This window comes from Methyloversatilis sp. (assembly GCF_965284615.1).
In the GTDB taxonomy this organism is placed as follows: domain Bacteria; phylum Pseudomonadota; class Gammaproteobacteria; order Burkholderiales; family Rhodocyclaceae; genus Methyloversatilis.
Genome location: NZ_OZ260098.1, coordinates 3,659,811 through 3,678,067, shown reverse-complemented (window position 1 = coordinate 3,678,067; position 18,257 = coordinate 3,659,811). Strand labels below are relative to the sequence as shown.

Here is an 18,257-nt window from a genome sequence, read left to right as displayed (position 1 = left end):
TGGAGCGACAATGACGGCTTTCCGTTACGGCGTGTCCAGACCGATGAAGGTTCTGCTGGTTGAAGACGACGAGTTGCTGGGTGCCGGTATCCGTGATGCGCTCGAACGTGCGCGCTACACGGTCGAGTGGGTGCGCGACGGCGCGCAGGCGCTGGCCGCGTTGCGCGGCGGCGGCGTTGACATGGCGGTGCTCGACCTCGGCCTGCCGCGGCTTGACGGCATGGACGTGCTGCGGCGCGCGCGCGAGGCCGGCGTCACGACGCCGGTGCTGGTGCTCAGCGCCCGTGATACGACGGCGCAGCGCATCGGCGGGCTGGACGCTGGCGCCGACGACTATCTGACCAAGCCCTTCGACCTCGACGAACTGCTGGCCCGGCTGCGGGTGCTCGAACGGCGCACCCGTGGCACCGTGGTAAACCTGATCCGCTACGGCAACATCACGCTGGATACCGCCGGGCTGACGGTGAGCATCGACGACCGGCCGGTCAACCTGCAGCGGCGCGAGTTCATGGTGCTGCGCCGCCTGCTGGAGAACATCGGCCACGTGCTGAGCCGGCAGCAGCTGGTGGAGAACATCTACGGCTGGGACAGTGACCTCGAAAGCAATGCGCTGGACGTGCACATCCACAATCTGCGCAAGAAATTCCACCCCGAACTGATACGCACCGTGCGCGGTGTCGGCTACGTGATCGACCCGCTGCCAGCGACGCGGCAGGGCAAGTGATGCGGCCGTTCCGCGGCATGTCGATACGCGCGCTGCTGCTGGCCGGCAGCGCCATCATCCTTCTGTGCGTGATCGGCACCACCGCGGTGCTGGCGGTGATGGCCGGACAGGATGAGGCGGATGAACTGTTCGATGCGCGTCTGGCCACCTCGGCACGTGTGCTCGAAAGTCTGCTCGCGCAACAGGTCGAGCACGCCACCATCAATGCCCCGCTGGTCATGTCACTGCCGGGGCCGCTGGCCGACATGGCGCACGAGCATGACGCCGAACTGGCCGGAAAGCCGGGTTTCGCACTGCTGTGGATACTGCAGGAGTGGCTGTTCGGTCATCACGATGTCGAAACGCCGCTCGGACACGAGTACGAGACGCATATCGCCTATCAGGTGTGGAGCGTCGATTTCGGCGGCGCCGCTCATCGCCTGCTGGCGCGCTCGTCGTCGGCACCGGAGAAACCGTTTGCACCGATGAAGCCCGGTTTCAGCGACCACGACCTCGACGACGGCATGTGGCGCGTGTTCGTGCTGCGGGCCGGAGAGGTGTGGGTACAGGTGGGCGAGCGCACCGACGCGCGCGCCGAACTGACGGCCAAGCTGGGCTGGGCCACCGGCGCGCCGCTGCTGGTCGGACTGGTGGTCGTGCTGCTGCTCAACGCGCTACTGATCGGCTACGGTCTGGCCCCGCTGTCCGAAATGACCGAGCGCATCGCGGCCCGCCGCCCGCAGGACGACCAGCCTCTTACGCTGTCGCGCGTGCCGCGCGAAATGATGCCGGTGCTGGGTGCGCTGAACGCGCTGTTCGCGCGGGTGCGCAACACGCTGGAACGCGAGCGGCGCTTCATCGATTCCGCCGCGCACGAACTGCGCACGCCGCTGGCCGCGCTGCGCATCCACGCGCAGAACGCCCGCCGCGCGGAAGACGCGCTACAGCGCGACAAGTCGCTCGACAGCCTGCTCGAAGGCGTCGCGCGCACAGTGCATCTGGCCGAACAGATGCTGGCGCACAGTCGCGCCGGCCGTGCCACGCACGACGCGCCCATATCGCTGCGCGACGTGGTGCAGGACGCAGTGGCGCAGCGCCAGCCCTCGTGTGCGGCGAGCGGGCACCTACTGTCGCTGGAAAGCTGTGCCGATCCGCTGGTGCTGACTGCGGATGCGACCGGCCTGTCCAGCATGGTGGGCAATCTGATCGACAACGCGCAGCGTTACGCGCCAACGGGCACGGTGATAAGCGTGCACCTGGCGCGCGACGGCGATCGCGCGCACCTGACCGTCAGCGACGCCGGCCCCGGCATCCCGCCCGAGATGCGCGAGCGCGTGTTTGAACCCTATTTCCGCATTCCCGGCTCAGCCGGCAGTGGCACCGGGCTCGGACTGGCCATCGTGCGCGAGGTGGTGGAGCGGCTGGGGGGCGACATCGAACTGCGCGATGCAGAAGGCGGCGGAACGCGCATCGAACTGCATCTGCCCTTGAGTGGCTGAACCGGATCAGCGTGCCGCCAGCGCATCGACCTCCGCCAGCCGCTGCGGCGTGCCGACGTCGTGCCAGTGGCCGCGGTGCAGCGCGCCGCCGACGCGGCCTTCGCGCATCGCCGCCCGCAGCAGCGGCGCGAGCTTTGCCGGCGCGTCCGGATCGAGGCCGTCGAACAGCGAGGGGTGATAGGCGCCGATACCGGAGAAGGTGAGCCGGCCGTCGTTCTCGTCGTATACGCGGTCGTTACGCAATACGAAGTCGCCGCCCGGATTGTGTGGCGGGTTGGGCACCAGCAGCAGGTGGGCGAGGTCGCCGTCGGTGTGCAGCACCGATGCGGCCCGCGCGAGGGCCGCGAAGTCGGCGTCGCACCAGATGTCGCCATTGACCACGACAAACGGAGCGTCGCCGAGCAGCTGGCGCGCGTGCGCGATGCCGCCCGCGGTTTCCAGTGCGCCCGCAGGTTCCGCCGACCAGGCGATGCGGACGCCGAGCGCACTTCCGTCGCCGAGCGCCTCGACCAGCTTGTGGCCGAGGTGGGCGTGGTTGATCACAAGGTCGGTGATGCCGGCCGCCCGCAGTGCGTCGATATGCCAGACGATGAGCGGCCGGCCGCCGACTTCGAGCAGCGGCTTGGGCAGGTGGTCGGTCAGCGGGCGCATGCGCTCGCCGCGGCCGGCGGCGAGGATCATCGCTTTCATCAGAAGGTGTAGCCGGCCTGCGGCGTGATGCCTTCAAGACGGTTGAGCAGCCTGGCCAGCGGCGCAAGATCGCGGTAGCGGCTGGCAGTGGCAAGCAGATGCTTCATCACGCGCGGCATGTCTTTCAGGTAGCCGTCCTTGCCGTCGCGGTGGTACAGGCGGGCGAAGATGCCGAGCACTTTCAGGTGGCGCTGTGCGCCCATGAACTCGTAGTCGCGGTGGAAGTCGGCGAAGTCCTCGCGCACCGGCAGGCCGGCGCGCTTTGCGTCCTGCCAGTAGCGGATGAGCCAGTCCAGCGTCTGCTCCTCGTCCCAGGCGATGTAGGCGTCCTTGAACAGGCTGACCAGGTCATAGCTGATCGGGCCGTAGACGGCGTCCTGGAAGTCGAGCACGCCGGGGTTGGGCATCGTCACCATCAGGTTGCGGCTGTGGTAGTCGCGATGCACGAACACCTGCGGCTCGGCCAGATTCACGTCGAGGATGCGGTCGAACACCTCGTACAGCGCGGTCGTCTCGGCCTCCGACAGTTCGGCCTTCAGATGGCGCCCGACGTACCACACCGGGAACAGTTCCATCTCCGCCAGCAGGCGGTCGCGGTCGTACTCGGGCAACACGCCGGGCCGGCTGGCTTTCTGCATGGCGATCAGCGCGGTGGTGGCGTCGAAATAGAGCGCCGGGGCGTTTTCGGCGTCGAGCACATCAAGATAGGTGGTGCTGCCGAGGTCGGACAGCAGCAGGAAACCCTGTTCGACGTTCTGCGCGCGCAGCGCCGGCACATGGGCGCCGGCTGCCTCGAACAGCGCCTGCACGGCGACGAAGGGGCGGCAGTCTTCCCGCGGCGGTGGCGCGTCCATCGCGATGTGGGTGCTGCTGTCGGCCAGCGTGACGCGGAAGTAGCGGCGGAAGCTGGCGTCGGCCGAGGCCGGGCGGATGTCGAGCGTCTGGCCGGGAAACTGCGCCTGCAGCCAGGCAGTGAGCGCGTCGAGGCGCGGGTCTTGGGTCATGGTCGATGGGTCCGGGGCGGCTGACCGGCGGGCCGGCGTCGCGATCTGCAAATTGTTGCCATCGCTGGCCGGCAACCGGGTCGCGTTTGATAAGATGCGCGATTCTATAACGCGGCTGCGTGCAAGCCGGCGATCCGTCGCCCGGGCGCGAAAGCCGGAGTTCAACCTGCGATCAGCCCGCTTCCAGCCCTCTCATTCGTGCTCAGGCGTTCCGTCATTCTCTATCTGGCCTGGATGGCCTGCGGCGCGCAGGCGGCCGACGCACTTCCTTCGCTGAAGGTCGATCCGTCCCTGGTGCCGCCGTCACAGCGGCCGGCCAAGACGGGCGCCGCCAAGCCGGCCGCTGCGCCGAAGCAGCCGGCCGCGACCGGCGGTGCTGCTGCGCCGGCCGAGACGCCGGCGGCTGCACCGGGCGTGGAAGTGTTTCCGGTGGCGACGCCGGGACAGCCGGCCGCAGAGGCGCCGGCTGCCGTCGAAGCGGCGCCGGCCCCGGCTCCAGTTCCAGCTCCGGCGCTGAAAGCCACGCCGGCGTCCGTCAGGCAGGCTGCCCCGGCCGCTGCGCCTGTCGCGCCGGCGACGGCGTCGAATGCCCGCAACCTGCCTCCGCTGAAGGTCAACCGTTCGCTGGTCAAGGCGCCACCGGGCGCGCGCGCTGTACCGCCGACGGCGCAGGCCGCGCTCGACGAGGCACCGCCCTACCGCAACGTGACGACGGCGCGCAACATGCCGCCGCTCAAGGTCGATAGATCGCTGATGGGCACGCCACCGGTGGCGCGTCGGCGTTTGCCGGCGGGTCAGACCGGCGAGACCGTCATCGCCGGTGCACCGGCTGCGCAGGACGCGAACGTCACCGGCGCGCTGCCGCCGCAGGTGCCGGAGGACGACGAGACACGCATGCTCAAGGGGGCGATCACGCTGTCGGAGTACGTCGAGCGTCACCCCGAGTCGCGCGCGACGCTGATCGCCGCCGATCAGCTGGATGGCACCACCGATGCCGTGATGCGCGCCGAAGGCGCTGCCGAACTGCGCCGCGCGACCACTTCGCTGACCGCCGATTCCATCGTCTATGAGCCGCCGACAGACGAACTGCGGGCGCAGGGCAATGTGCGCTTGGTACGCGGCGAGGACGTGGTCGAGGGCCCGTCACTGCGTTACCAGTTGACGCGCAGCGAGGGCGTGTTCGACAAGCCGCGCTACACCCTGCGACGCAATCTGCAGACAGGCGAAGATCTGCGGACGACCACGGGTCGGGGTGAGGCGGACCTGATGGAGTTCCGCGGGGAGAACCGTGTCCGCATGGAGAACGCGACGTACTCGACCTGCGGACCGGAGAACGCGGACTGGTATGCGCAGGTCGATACGCTCAATCTCGACTTCGAGTCGGAAGAGGGCGAGGGCCGCAACGGCAAGATCGTGTTCAAGGGCGTGCCCGTGCTGTATTCGCCCTGGCTGGATTTCTCGCTGAACAACCGCCGCAAGTCAGGTTTCCTGACGCCGACCTTCGGGACCACCAACCGTACGGGTATCGACCTTCTGGTGCCGTACTACTGGAATATCGCGCCCAACATGGACGCGACCATTGCGCCGCGGGTGCTCGGAACGCGGGGTCTCATGCTCAGTAACGAGTTCCGCTATCTGGACGAGAACTACCGCGGCATGATGCGGCTCGACTATCTGTTCAGTGATCGCATCCTCGATCGTGACCGCCACGCGTTGAGCATCCAGCACATGCAGCGTTTCGGTGAGCGGTGGAGCGGTTCGGTGAACATCAATGCGGTGTCCGATCGCGACTACTACACCGACCTGGGCAATCGTCTGGCCATCACTTCGATCGGCTATCTGGCGCGTGAGGGAACGTTGTCGTACTCGGGCGACTGGTGGTCATTGACCGGCAGTGCGACCGAATATCAGGCCTTGGCGAATCTTTCGCCGATCTACTCGAAGGTACCTTTATTCGTGCTGAACGCCTACAGGGCCGACCTTCCGGCCGGCCTCGTGTTCAGGATGAATAGCAGCTACACCGATTTCCGCATCGACGATCCACGGCGGGACCAGGGGCGTCGCGCGGTGCTGTATCCGCAACTGGCGATGCCGATGCAGACGTCGTTCATGACGATCACGCCCAAGGTGGGCGTCCACATGAGCAACTACGATCTGCAGCGTGGGACAGACAACGCCGCGCTACCGACGTCGCTCTCGCGGTCGGTGCCTATCTTCAGTCTCGATGCCAGTACGGTGTTCGAGCGCGATTCCGACCTGTTCGGGCAGGGTTTCGTGCAGACGCTGGAACCGCGTCTGTACTACGTACTCGCGCCGTACCGGAACCAGTCACAGTTCCCGGTGTTCGACAGCGCGCTTGCGGACTTCAATTTCGCGCAGATCTTCTCGGAAAACGTATTCGTCGGTCAGGACCGCATCTCCGACAGCAATCAGCTCACGGCCGCTGCGATCTCGCGTTTCATCGATCCGCAGACCGGTGCGGAGCGTGCGCGCGTAGCGTTGGGGCAGCGCATCTATTTCGCAGACCAGAACGTCATACTTCCCGGCGGACAGGTGCGCACCGGCAGTATCGCCAGTACGCTGGGAGCCGTGTCAGGCGAGTTGTTGCCGAAGACGTGGATCGATGCAGCACTTCAGTACAACACCGACCTTTCGCAGACTGAGCGCTACAGCATCACCGCGCGATGGAATCCGCGCGCAGCCCAAGTGCTGAACACCTCATACCGCTTCCGTCGCTCGACGACCAATGCGGCTGATGTCCGGGATATCGACCTGTCCGTGCAGTGGCCGTTGACCAATCGCTGGTACGCCGTTGCCCGCCACAACTATTCGATCGCCGAGCGACGGCTGGTCGAAGGGCTTGCCGGGCTGGAATACAACGGTGGCTGCTGGGTTGGACGTTTTGTATTCCAACGAATCGCGACGAATGTCCAGCGATCGCGCACTGCGCTGTTCTTCCAGCTCGAACTGAATGACTTCTCGCGTATCGGCTCGAATCCCCTGGATGCACTCAAGCGAAGCATCCCGGGCTATGGCCAGATCAACCAGAGTATTGCCGACCCGATTTTCGGCGAAGATTTCTGACGGACCTCACTCATGTTGAACAAAGTCATTTCCGTCGCGCTGATCACCGCGCTGACCTTCTCCGGGATGTCAATCGCGCAGGCGCAGCCGAACGGGCAGACAGGGCCTTCTGACGTGGTCGAGGTCAACCGCATCGTTGCCGTCGTCAATAGCGACGCGATCACCCTGTTCGAACTGCGCTCGCGCACCGAACAGGCGATTGCCCAGCTGCGTGGACGCAACGTGACGCCGCCACCGCGCGAGGACTTCGAGCGGCAGGTGCTGGAGCGGATGATCTACGAGAAGGTGCAGCTGCAGCACGCGGAGGAGACGCAGATGCGCATCGACGACCGCATGCTCGAAGCGGCGCTCGGACGCATCGCCGAGAGCAACAACATGAACGCGACGCAGCTGCGCTCGGCGGTCGAGCGCGACGGCATCCCGTGGCCGCGCTTCCGCGAGGACATCCGCAAGGAAATCATCCTCAGCCGTCTGCGTGACCGCGAGGTCGAGAGCCGCGTCGTGGTGACCGAGGGCGAAATCGACAACTATCTCGCCAACCCGGAGCGCAAGGCCGACCAGCGCGAGGAATTCAATGTGTCGCACATCCTGCTGCGCGTGCCGGAAGGCGCCAGCCCGGAAACGCTGATGCGTCTGAAGGCGCGCGCCGACGCGGCGATGGAACAGCTGGCCAAGGGCGAGGATTTCGCCCGTGTCGCGGCGTCCTACTCGGATGCGCCGGATGCACTGTCCGGCGGCAGCCTGGGCTGGCGTCCGCTCGACCGCCTGCCGCAGCTGTTCGCCGACATGCTGCCCAATCTGAAACCGGGGCAGGTGAGCGAGGTGATGCGCAGCCCGGCCGGCTTTCACATCATGAAGCTGGTCGAGAAGCGCGGCGGTGCCGGCGCCAGCGATGCACGCGTCAGTCAGACGCGCGCCCGCCATATCCTGATCAAGACCTCGGAAGTGGTGAATGACGCCGAGGCGCGTCGCCGCCTGATCAGCATCAAGGAGCGCCTGGACAACGGTGGCGATTTCGAGGAACTGGCACGTTCCAACTCGCAGGATCTGTCGGCCGCCAAGGGGGGCGATCTCGGCTGGCTCTACCCGGGCGACACGGTGCCCGAGTTCGAGAAGGTGATGAACGCGCTTGAACCGGGCAAGACGAGCGAACCGGTGCAGTCGCCTTTCGGCTGGCATCTGATCCAGGTGGTCGAGCGCCGGGTGGAGGACGTATCGACCGAACGTCAGCGTGCCGCCGCCCGCCTCGCGCTGCGCGAGCGCAAGGCGGAAGAGGTCTATCAGGACTGGGTGCGTCAGCTGCGCGATCGCGCTTACGTCGAAATCCGTCTGAACGACGAGCGATGAGACCGCGGTGAACCGGCCCCGCATCGCAGTCACCAGCGGCGAACCGGCCGGGGTCGGGCCCGAACTGTGCGCGGCCCTGAGCGGCCGACGCTTCGCCGCCCGACTGGTGGTGCTCGGCGACGCCGGCCTGATCGCCGAGCGCGCGCGGGCGGCCGGCCTGCAGGTGCGACTGCGCGCGTATGACCCGGCAAGCGACGCCGACGACGGTGCGCTCGAAGTGCTGCACCTGCCGCTGGCCGTGCCGTCGGTCGCCGGGCGACTCGACGTCGCCAACGCCCGCTACGTACTGTCGCTGCTCGACCGCGCGCGCGACGGCTGCGTCAGCAGCGAGTTCGCCGCCATGGTCACGGCACCGCTGCACAAGGGCGTCATCAACGACGCCGGCGTCCCTTTTTCCGGACATACCGAATACCTGGCCGACAGCACCGGCACGCCGCGCGTCGTCATGATGCTGGCCGGCCGCACCGGCGCGAATGCCGACGGCCCCTGGCTGCGCGTTGCGCTGGCCACCACGCACCTGCCGCTGGCGGCCGTGCCGGCCGCCATTACCCGTGAATCGCTGACGCAGACGCTGCGCATCCTCGATGCCGACCTGCGCACCCGCTTCGGCATCGCCCGTCCCCACATCGTCGTCGCCGGCCTGAATCCGCATGCCGGCGAGGGCGGTCACATGGGGCGCGAGGAGATCGACGTGATTGCGCCGGTACTCGACGCGCTGCGCGCCGAGGGGCTGGACCTCGAAGGCCCGCTGCCCGCCGACACCTTGTTCGTGCCGCGCCACCTCGATGGCGCCGACGCGGTGCTGGCGATGTTCCACGACCAGGGCCTGCCGGTGCTGAAGTACGCCACCTTCGGTCACGGCATCAACATCACGCTGGGGCTGCCCATCGTCCGTACCTCGGTCGATCACGGGACCGCGCTCGACCTGGCCGGCAGCGGCCGCGCCGACCCTGGCAGTCTGATCGAGGCGGTGGATGCCGCCATTGCGATGAGCCGGCACTGATGGAACAGCACCGGGCCCGCAAGCGCTTCGGCCAGAACTTCCTGGTCGATGGCAACATCATCCGCAAGATCGTCGCGGCCATCGATCCGAGGCCCGGTCAGGTGATGGTGGAGATCGGCCCCGGCCTTGGCGCGATGACGCGGCCGGTGACCGAGCGGATCGATCGCCTGCACGTGGTGGAGATCGACCGCGACCTCGCGCAGCGACTGCGCGAAGGCGACCTTGCGCCCAAGCTGGAAATACACGAGACCGACGCGCTGAAATTCGATTTCGGCGCGCTGGGTGACGACGTGCGGGTGATCGGCAACCTGCCGTACAACATTTCCAGCCCGTTGCTGTTCCACCTCGCCGAGCACGCCGAGCATGTGCGCGACATGACCTTCATGCTGCAGAAGGAGGTGGTGGATCGCATCGTCGCCGCGCCTGACACCGACGAGTACGGCCGGCTGTCGGTCATGCTGCAGTACCGTTTCGAATGCGCCCACCTGTTCGACGTGCCGCCGGGCGCGTTCCGGCCGGCGCCAAAGGTGATGTCGGCCATCGTGCATCTGCGCCCGCGCCCGGCCGACCAGCTGACCGCACGCGATCCGCTGCTGATGTCGGCCATTGTCAAGGCCGCCTTCGGCCAGCGCCGCAAGACGCTGCGCAATACCCTGCGCGAGCACCTCGATACGGCGGACTGGGACGCGCTCGGCATCGATCCGTCACGCCGCGGCGAAACCCTCGAAGTGGCCGACTACGTGCGTATCGCCAACCACTGCGCCGAGCGCCGCTGAGATCCTCAGGCGTCCTTGCGGATGCCGCAGGTGCTGATGCCCAGCAAGGGATAGACCGGGCAGAAATTGAACAGCCCGGTCAGCAGCGGTACCACGCCGATATAGCCCCAGACGCCGATCTGGCCCATGGCGGCCAGCGCGATCAACGCGGCGCCGACAACGATGCGCAGGATCTTGTCGATGCCGCCCACATTGCTTTTCATGATCGTTCTCCCGAGTAAGTAAGGTGTGACGCCATGGTCCGCGCGGAGCCGTCCGCCTTCAGTGACCCAGGTTACACAGCGTGCGCACGGCCCCGGCGGTTGCCCGTATAGGGTTGTTGACATTAGAAAATGACATTGGGATAGTTGCGCGATCGTCGTGAACGAGGTCGCCGCCGGACATGTCGCTCGCCCACCGCATCGTCTGCTGCGCCCTTGCTCTGTTCGGCACGTTCCCGGTGCAGGCGCGCGAGCCGGCCGAGCGCCTGCTCGACGAACAGCGGCAGGCTGCGGAGCGCTCGCGACTGGAGCGCGACGCACTGCCACCTGCAGACGCACCCGCTCCGGCGCTGAACGTGCGGCCCGATTCGGTCGCCGAGGACGGTGTCGTAATCGAACGGCCATCGATAGAGATCGACGCCGCAGGCCTGCTGCCGGCGCATGCGCTGGCTTCGCTCACCGACGAGTTCTCCGCCGTGCCGCTCGGCGTACGCCGCATCGCGCTGCTGCTTCGCCGCCTGGACGCCCGGCTGGTCGAGGCCGGCTGGATCACCAGCCGGTCCCGTCTGGTCACCCTCGACCCCGCGCGAAGCCTGCTCCGTATCGAGGTGGTGCCCGGCCGTGTCGAGGCGATCCGCTCGAACGACGCCCCGCCGTCGGCAGTCACCCGTGCCTTTCCGCTGGCGGCCGGTGACGTATTGACGCAGGAAGCGCTCGAACAGGGCGTACAGCAGATCAACCGGCTGCGCATGGTGCAGGCTCAGGTGCGTGTGCTGCCCGGAGCGCAGGACGGCGGAAGCGTGATCGACCTCGCGCTGCAGCCCGGACAGAGCACCTTGGTCTCCATCGGCGCCGACAACCTGGGTACGCGGTCGGCCGGAACCGGCCGCGCCCGCGTCGGCCTGCGTTTCGGCAATCGCCTCGGACTGTTCGAGGACATCCAGCTCATGCATCTGCGCAGCGCTCACAGTGAGGTCCTGCTGGCCTCGCTGTCGGTGCCCGATGGCTTCAACACCTGGTCGGCGACGCTGTCCGGATCCCGTTCGGACAGCACGATTGCCGGGCTGTCTCTCGACAGCTCGGCACGGACTGCCGTCATCGGCTGGAACCGGGTGCTCGCGCTCGACGCAGAGCGACGCGATGCGCTCGATCTGAGCGTCCAGCGCACGCGCATTGCACGCACGCTCGGACCGATCGAACTCGACACCCGGCGCAGCACCGTGGCGCGCCTTGCCTGGAGCCATACCGGGCGCTTCGGCCAGGCCCAGTACTTCGTAGAACCTTCGCTGTCGGTCGGGCTGCGGTCCTTCGGCGCCGAGGTCGATGCAGAGCGACTGCCGGCCAGTCACACCCACTACCAGTTTGCCAAGTGGTCGCTGGCCGCTGCGGCCGTGGCGCGGGACGACGACGGGCGCGTCGAATTCGCGTCGCAACTGACGGTACAGCGCACCGGCGTCAGCCTGCCCGGCGCAGAACAGTTGCTGCTCGGAGGATTGAACACGGTGCGCGGCTTCGACGAGGCGGCAGTGGCCGGCGATACCGGCTACCTGCTGCGCTGCGAAGTGCGCTTCCCGACCGCTTTCGGCCGCGAAACGCATGTGGGCGCGCCGTTCGTCCATTTCGATCAGGGGGCGACGCGGCTGATCGACGGGCCGCGCATGACACTCGCGGGCGTCGGAGCCGGTGTGCGTGGTAGCACACCGGACTTCGTGTGGGAAGCCGTCATCAGCACACCACTGCGCCGCCCCGAAACGCTTCCCGACAGTGGCTGGACCTTCCGCTTTGCCCTTGGCTATGCCATCTGACGGACGCGCACGGAGCACACGATGACCCCAGTTCGAACCTCGATCTGCGCGACGCTGCTGGCATTCGCGGTAGCAGTGTCCGCCGCCAGTCCGCCGGACCAACGCACGGCCGCGGCCGCCGCGACGCAGACCCTTGCGCACGACCTGCTGTGGCGGCGCGCGCTGGCAGCCGGTTTCGATGATGGCACCGGCGCTTCCGACCCCGACCGGAGGCAGGCGGCGATCGACGCCTACGTCGGCAGCCGCATCCGGCCCGTCGAACCGAGCGAACAGGCGCTGCGGGCGCGTTATCGCGACCTGATCGGGAGGACGGGACCGCAGGAGTACCGCATCAGGCTGCTGCAGAGCGACGACGCTGCGGCCGTGACGTCTGCGCACAAGCGTGCGAAAGCCGGCGTTCCGTTCGCGCAGCTTGCCGGTGAACTGTCCCGGGTGCCGTCGGCCGCCCGTGGCGGCGAACTGGGCTGGGTCGGCTTTGTCCTGCCACCGACGCACGGTCGGACAAACGGTCTGCCGCTGGAGATTGCCCATGTGCTGCCTCGGCTCACGCCGGGTCAGGTGAGCGAGCCACTGGCGCTGACCGACAGCTGGGCCCTCGTGCTGCTCGAAGCGGTGCGCGATACGCAGCGGCCGTCGTTCGAAAGCGTGCGCGAAACGCTGCGTGCGCTCTTCCTGCGCGAATCGGTGCTGGCGCAGGCGCGCGCACTGGGTGAGGAAATCGTCCACGAAGCCATGGGCTCGCGACCGTGAGACAGGAGGTCCGCATGCGTTCGATCCGTCGCCGCCTGTCGGCATGGATGTCCGTTGTCATGTTGGTGGCTTCGCTGCCGGTGCGTGCCGACCTGACGCCGGACGTGACCGCCGCTGCGCATCAGCAGGCCCGCGTCGGGTCGGTCGGCGGCGTATCGGTCGTCGATATCGTGGCCGCCGACGCGCGCGGTACCTCGCACAACCGCTGGTCTGCCTTCGATGTGCCGGCGCGTGGCCTGGTGCTGAACAATGCACCGACTGGCGCGACGTCGGCGCTGGCCGGTGCGTTGCCGGCCAACAAGAACCTCGGCGGGGTGGCGGCTAGCCTGATCCTCAACGAGGTGACCGGCAACCGTCCGAGCGCGCTGCTGGGACAGATCGAAGTGGCCGGGCAAGCGGCGCGTCTGGTGATCGCCAATCCGAACGGCATCACCTGCGACGGCTGTGGCTTCATCGGCACGCCGCACGTACAGCTGACGACCGGTCGTCCTTTCTGGGCCAACGAGGCTCTGCGCTTCGACGTGACTGGTGGCCGCATCGACATCGGCACCAGCGGACTGGCCGCACTGGCGGCGCGCATCGACCTGATCGCGCAGACCGTGCGCACGCGCGGCGAGCTGCGCACGACTGGCGACGCAAAGCTGTTCGCCGGCCGGGCCGTGGTCGACAGCATGTCGCTGGTGCCGGACGACCTCGCAGCGTATCCGCAGGGCGGCGACCACTTCATCGCCATCGACATCGGTCAGACCGTCAGCGCCGGCAGCATCCAGCTGATCGCGATGGGCGAGAACATCGGCGTGCGCACCTCCGCGCCGCTGCTCGCTGCCGCCGACATCCTGATCGCGTCGCGCCAGACCGTCCTTCTCGACGGCGCGGTGAACGCCGGGCGCGACGTCGAGTTCTACAACATCGGCGCCATGGACTCCGCGCTGTCCGCGTCGGTCGAGGCAGGCCGCCATCTGCACTTTGTCGGCACCGGTCTCGATCTCTCCGCGGCTGCCAGCCTGAGCGCGAGTGGCGACATCGTTCTGGGCTTCGTCGGCGACAACTCGGACGGCTGGACGGCGCTGCGCAACGCCGGGCGCATCGAGGCCGGTGGTGCGCTGTCGATGTCCGGTCTCGGCATGGGCCTGAACACGGGCGTCATCCGCTCGGCCGGCACGATGAACGCAGCCGCCGCAACGGTTCGTGTGCCCGATCATCGCCGTCATCTGACAGGCGCTCATTCCAGTCGCGCGATTGATGACGAGCGGGCGCCGGTGCGGATGCTCAACGCCGGCACGATGTCGGCCGGACTCGATCTGTTCGTGAACGCGGCTGACAACGAGGGCGGCACGCTGGTCGCGGCGCGCGATCTTTTCCTGTGGCAGGAGCCGCAGCAATCCGCTGCGTCCGGTAACGCATCGGCCGGGCGCGACCTCTTCTTGTTCGCGCCGGTGCCTGATGAACATGAGCCGCCACAGGTGAGCGGACGGCTGTTCCGCGCGGCGAGCGATCTTTACCTGCTCGACGCGCCGGACATCCTGAGCGACCACGACACGCTGCGCAAGCAACTGCTCGCGGGCACGGCAACCCCCAGCGGGTCCGGCATCGACGACTATGTCAATCGCGACACGCTGGCGGCCGGCCGGGATCTTCGGGTGCTGCTCGACGCGCGCTTCGCCAATGCTTCGGTGATCGAAGCGGGCCGTGATCTGACCATCGTGGCGAAAGAGGTCAGCAACGAAACACGGGTTGACAGCCGTCGCGTCGAGGTGGCCTACGAGTACTTCGACGGCTGCCGGACCGAGTACGCCGGCGTCTGCAGCGCCGATATCGAACAGCCGGCGGCGCCGGCGACCATGGTGGCCGGGCGCGACCTGACGGTCAGCACGCAGCGTTTCGTCAATCGCGGTGCGCGCGTGCTCGCTGGCAGGCGCATCGACATCACCGCACCCGACTTCCTGAACGAAGACAAGCGCTACGGCGCGACCTGGTCATCCCGCTATTCGCTGATCGATCCGGACACCCAGTTCGGCGACCACGGCAGCTGTGGCGACGCCAGCACCGACGTCTGTCTCGATCCCATCGACTGGATGCGCAGCGCATCCGGCAGCGTCGAGCTTGGCGTGCTGCCGGGCATCATCCAGGCGGGGGCGGACTTTTCTGTCGGCCAGCCTCCGGATGGCGGCGCTGGCGGAACACCGGGTGGCGGCACGCCTCCGTCGCCTGTCCCGGTGCCGTCGGCGGACGGCTCAGCCCTCTTGCTGGCTTCGCTCGCCCGGCTGATCGACCAGGGGCCGGGCAGCCTGGGCAACGTTCCGGCGGCGCTGTCCTCCTTCGTCAATACGGGCAGCATCCACGCCGGCAGCATCGCAGTGCGCGCCGACCACATCCGCAACGGTTTTGACGTGGTCGCGGACTACTACCACCGGACCGCCGAGCTGTCGCTACCGCCGGCCGCCATCGACGTAGCGGCCTACGGCACCCACGGTGGTCTTGCGGTGCCACCGGGCGACTACAGCGGTGCTGCGCTGATGCGCCTGCTGCCGGCGGACCTCGCCAGCAGTGCGCCGTTCGCGCTGACGCCCGAGGAAGAGGCGGCAGCGCTGCGCAACGCGCTGCTCGCGACCACGCACCGTGGCTGGATACTGCCCGGGCTGAGCTGGGATCCGCTCACCGGGCAATCGCCCGAGGCCCAGCAGCGCACGCTGCTGGCGGCGAACGGCTTTGCGTTCGCCGTCGAGCACGGCATTCCGATGGGGTCGGCGCTCGGCGAGGCGCAGCAGACGCTGCTGAAGTCGCCCATCCTCTGGTACGTCGAGCGCGATGGCGCACTGCGTCCGTGGATCTATCTGCCGGAGGACTGGCAATCTCAGCTTGCGGTGATTCCGGGCGGGCTGCTCGATGCCGACGTCGGCATCGTCATCGTCGGCAACACCGTCAACAACACCGGCTTCGTGCTGTCGGACGGAACACTGTCGATCACCGCCGACGAACTGCTGAACCGCAAGCGCTCGGCCTATTACTACGAAGAATTCAAGGTCGATGGCGGCACGCTGATCGTCGAAGGCAGCCAGGTGCAGGCCGGCGGCTTCATGCAGGCTGCGCAGTGGGCGCTCGACGTTGACCGCATCCAGTCGCTGTCGGGCGAGTTCCGACTGCTCGGCGACGGCGCGGAAGACACCGTGCAGCGCAGCGCGGCTTTCGAGGCCCAACTGGCCGACGAACTGGGCAGTCGCTTCGTACGTGATGTGGCGCGCGACGACCTGCACTACCGCTTCGAGAAGGACTTCGGCTTCAGCGACGTGATGGGGCTGGCGACCAGCTTCCTGGTCGCCTCGATGATAGGCATGGACGTGTCCACCTTCATCGGCAGTTTCGCCTCACCCGGTTCCGCCTTCGCTGCGGCCTCCTCGGCGGGGGCGGCCGGTTTCGGCAACACCATGGCCAGCGCCTTCGTGACGCAGACGATTTCGTCGTCGGTTGGCCAGATGGTGGCCAGCGGTCGCCTCGATATCGGCAACGCGCTGAACAGCGGCCTGGCTGCCGGCCTCAGTGCCGGATCGGCACAATGGACCGGAACGACCTTCAACGATCCCCTGCAGCGCTACGCCGCCCGCGCGCTGACCTCTGGTCTGATCGGCGAGGTGACCGGCAGCAGCTTCGAAGCCGCGCTGCTCTACTCGGCCGTCAATCAGGCCTCAGCCCTGGGTGCAGGCCTGATCGGCGACGGCGTGTTCGGCGAGCACGGCAGCGTCGGCCACCTGCTCGCGCATGGCGCACTGGGCGCGCTCGCCGAAGCCGCGCGCGGCGGCGACCCGATGGCGGCTGCCATCGGTGCGATGACCGCAGTACTGGTCGAACGGCCGATCGATGCCAGCCTGGGACTGAGCGGCAGCCCGGGCGGCGACGCACTTCTGACCGCCCTCAGCATGATGGCCGGCGGAGCCGCCGCCGAAGGCATGGGCGGGAATGCGGTGTCGGGCGCATTGGCGGCGCAGAACGTCACGCTGTTCAACTATCTGACCCACGCTGAATCACAGGCGCTGGAACGGCTCAGGCAGAGGTGCATGATCGCCAGCCGCTGCACGGACGCCGACCGCGCGGAAATGCAGCGGCTGGGAACGCTCGATCGCAGCCGCGATGAAGCCCTGTCATCGGCCTGCTCGGCACCATCGAGCACTGCATGCCAGGCAGCGTATATCGATCTCGCGCGCGCAGTTGCGAGCTACCAAGGTCAGAACGTGGAGCCGGGCTCGGTCGCGGATCGGGAGCTCGCCAGCATTCGGTCCCAGGAAACGATGTACCGCATCCGAATCACTAATGCGCTCGCGTACAACGTCGCGAACGGTGCTGCCCAGTCTGTCGTATCAGGGCTCGCTGGAACGCTTCAACTTGGCATCCTGTTGGCGCGAGCACCCTATGATCGGGCTGCTCGGGACACCTTGGCACAAATAGCCGTCCAGGCCGGTGAGCTTATTCAGTCGCCAGTTGATAGTTTGGAGCAAGGTATCAAGACGCGTCTCGAAGAGGCGGCTGCGCTAGAGGCGGAGGGGCGCGTCGATGAGGCGCAGCAGGCAAGAGCTTCGTTAGTCGCCGACGGGCTTATCACAGCGCTGGGCATCGGCGTCGTGACGATTCGCGGAACGACCCAAACTCTGTCTCGAATCAGATCAGCTGGCAGGCTAGATAATGCATTCGATGCGGCGATGGATACACCTGCGTTGAGTCGGGTTGTTCCAGGTGGTGGCCTACAAGCCCATGAGAATGCTGGTGGCCACCTGCTGCTGAAGCATGTAGCCCAATCGGAACAAGCTTTGAAGAAGCGCTTGGCTGATGAGCCTCACATCTCTGGTTCTTCGTCCTTCTACGATCGAGCAACTGCAGAACAAAGCATCTCTCTAGCGCTGGATGCCCGGCAGGGGGAGATCCATGCGTGGCTGGCGGGGTCAAAGCCTCAGGTAATAGTCGAGTACACACTGCCGTATCCTGTCGGAATCACAGTAAGCAGAGGCATGGATCAAGCTATGGATACAAACAAGATTAGATTAATTGTTAGACGCGATGCGTCCATGCCAAACGGCTACCGCATTCACACGGGCTTTCCTATCCATGAGTGAAGAGTATCGACACCTGAAGGATCTTCTCGCGGGCTACTTTCACCAAGACTGGAAGTCAGACCACGACACCGCTATAGCAGCGATCGAGTGTTATCTGGGCGAATGGCCTAGTGGCGAGGTCTCGATGGCGGTTAAAGAGATCAGACAGTTGCTGCTCGATACAAAAAGCGAGGACGAACTGCGCGTAACGGCTTTGAGGCTGGGCTGCTACTACGAGCCTCGTGCTGATGCACTGACATACAGGGAGTGGCTGACGTCGGTTTGTGAGCGACTCTCGGTTTGAGCGATTTGCGA

At 66.9% G+C, this 18,257-nt stretch carries 13 protein-coding genes; 10 read left to right on the top strand and 3 right to left on the bottom strand.

What is annotated here, in order from left to right; all coding sequences use genetic code 11:
- Nucleotides 1-43 precede the first annotated feature (43 nt).
- Both ACQ66H_RS17475 and ACQ66H_RS17470 read left to right on the top strand, forming a co-directional pair.
- Nucleotides 44-724 (top strand): response regulator, encoded by a 681-nt coding sequence (locus ACQ66H_RS17475; RefSeq protein WP_430435659.1) that lies wholly within the window; start codon nucleotides 44-46, stop codon nucleotides 722-724.
- On the top strand, nucleotides 724-2,202 hold the full coding sequence (locus ACQ66H_RS17470) for a sensor histidine kinase (protein ID WP_430435069.1): 1,479 nt from the start codon (nucleotides 724-726) through the stop codon (nucleotides 2,200-2,202). Before ACQ66H_RS17475 ends, ACQ66H_RS17470 begins: the two co-directional genes overlap by 1 nt.
- A gap of 6 nt (nucleotides 2,203-2,208) precedes the next feature.
- Here the strand turns inward: ACQ66H_RS17470 and murU are convergent, their stop codons facing one another.
- Complete coding sequence (gene murU / locus ACQ66H_RS17465; protein ID WP_430435658.1) at nucleotides 2,209-2,883, bottom strand: N-acetylmuramate alpha-1-phosphate uridylyltransferase MurU; 675 nt, start codon at nucleotides 2,881-2,883, stop codon at nucleotides 2,209-2,211.
- Nucleotides 2,884-2,891: 8 nt separating this feature from the next.
- Nucleotides 2,892-3,896, bottom strand: a complete 1,005-nt coding sequence (locus tag ACQ66H_RS17460) for an aminoglycoside phosphotransferase family protein (protein ID WP_430435068.1) — start codon at nucleotides 3,894-3,896, stop codon at nucleotides 2,892-2,894.
- 723 nt (nucleotides 3,897-4,619) lie between these two features.
- Here ACQ66H_RS17460 and ACQ66H_RS17455 point away from each other — a divergent pair.
- From ACQ66H_RS17455 to rsmA, 4 genes are read left to right on the top strand one after another with little or no spacing between them, the layout of a single operon-like run.
- A complete protein-coding gene (locus tag ACQ66H_RS17455; protein WP_430435067.1) occupies nucleotides 4,620-6,980 on the top strand; it encodes an LPS-assembly protein LptD in 2,361 nt (786 codons plus the stop codon).
- Between the two features lie 12 nt (nucleotides 6,981-6,992).
- On the top strand, nucleotides 6,993-8,327 hold the full coding sequence (locus tag ACQ66H_RS17450) for a peptidylprolyl isomerase (RefSeq protein ID WP_430435066.1): 1,335 nt from the start codon (nucleotides 6,993-6,995) through the stop codon (nucleotides 8,325-8,327).
- A gap of 7 nt (nucleotides 8,328-8,334) precedes the next feature.
- On the top strand, nucleotides 8,335-9,330 hold the full coding sequence (gene pdxA, locus ACQ66H_RS17445) for a 4-hydroxythreonine-4-phosphate dehydrogenase PdxA (protein ID WP_430435065.1): 996 nt from the start codon (nucleotides 8,335-8,337) through the stop codon (nucleotides 9,328-9,330).
- Nucleotides 9,330-10,106, top strand: a complete 777-nt coding sequence (gene rsmA / locus ACQ66H_RS17440) for a 16S rRNA (adenine(1518)-N(6)/adenine(1519)-N(6))-dimethyltransferase RsmA (protein ID WP_430435064.1) — start codon at nucleotides 9,330-9,332, stop codon at nucleotides 10,104-10,106. The genes pdxA and rsmA overlap by 1 nt, the downstream gene beginning before the upstream one ends.
- Nucleotides 10,107-10,111: 5 nt before the next feature.
- On the opposite strand, the gene ACQ66H_RS17435 is transcribed toward rsmA, so the two are convergent.
- Complete coding sequence (locus ACQ66H_RS17435; RefSeq protein ID WP_020165766.1) at nucleotides 10,112-10,309, bottom strand: YgaP family membrane protein; 198 nt, start codon at nucleotides 10,307-10,309, stop codon at nucleotides 10,112-10,114.
- 179 nt (nucleotides 10,310-10,488) lie between these two features.
- Between ACQ66H_RS17435 and ACQ66H_RS17430 the strand changes: the two genes are divergently transcribed.
- The 4 genes from ACQ66H_RS17430 to ACQ66H_RS17415 are packed head-to-tail and all read left to right on the top strand — an operon-like array spanning nucleotide 10,489 to nucleotide 18,246.
- Nucleotides 10,489-12,111: a ShlB/FhaC/HecB family hemolysin secretion/activation protein gene (locus ACQ66H_RS17430; protein WP_430435063.1), complete on the top strand. Its 1,623-nt coding sequence runs from the start codon at nucleotides 10,489-10,491 to the stop codon at nucleotides 12,109-12,111.
- Nucleotides 12,112-12,132: 21 nt separating this feature from the next.
- Nucleotides 12,133-12,861: a peptidylprolyl isomerase gene (locus ACQ66H_RS17425; RefSeq protein WP_430435062.1), complete on the top strand. Its 729-nt coding sequence runs from the start codon at nucleotides 12,133-12,135 to the stop codon at nucleotides 12,859-12,861.
- Between the two features lie 14 nt (nucleotides 12,862-12,875).
- On the top strand, nucleotides 12,876-17,963 hold the full coding sequence (locus tag ACQ66H_RS17420) for an RNase A-like domain-containing protein (protein ID WP_430435061.1): 5,088 nt from the start codon (nucleotides 12,876-12,878) through the stop codon (nucleotides 17,961-17,963).
- Nucleotides 17,956-18,246: a contact-dependent growth inhibition system immunity protein gene (locus tag ACQ66H_RS17415; RefSeq protein WP_430435060.1), complete on the top strand. Its 291-nt coding sequence runs from the start codon at nucleotides 17,956-17,958 to the stop codon at nucleotides 18,244-18,246. The genes ACQ66H_RS17420 and ACQ66H_RS17415 overlap by 8 nt, the downstream gene beginning before the upstream one ends.
- Nucleotides 18,247-18,257 lie beyond the last annotated feature (11 nt).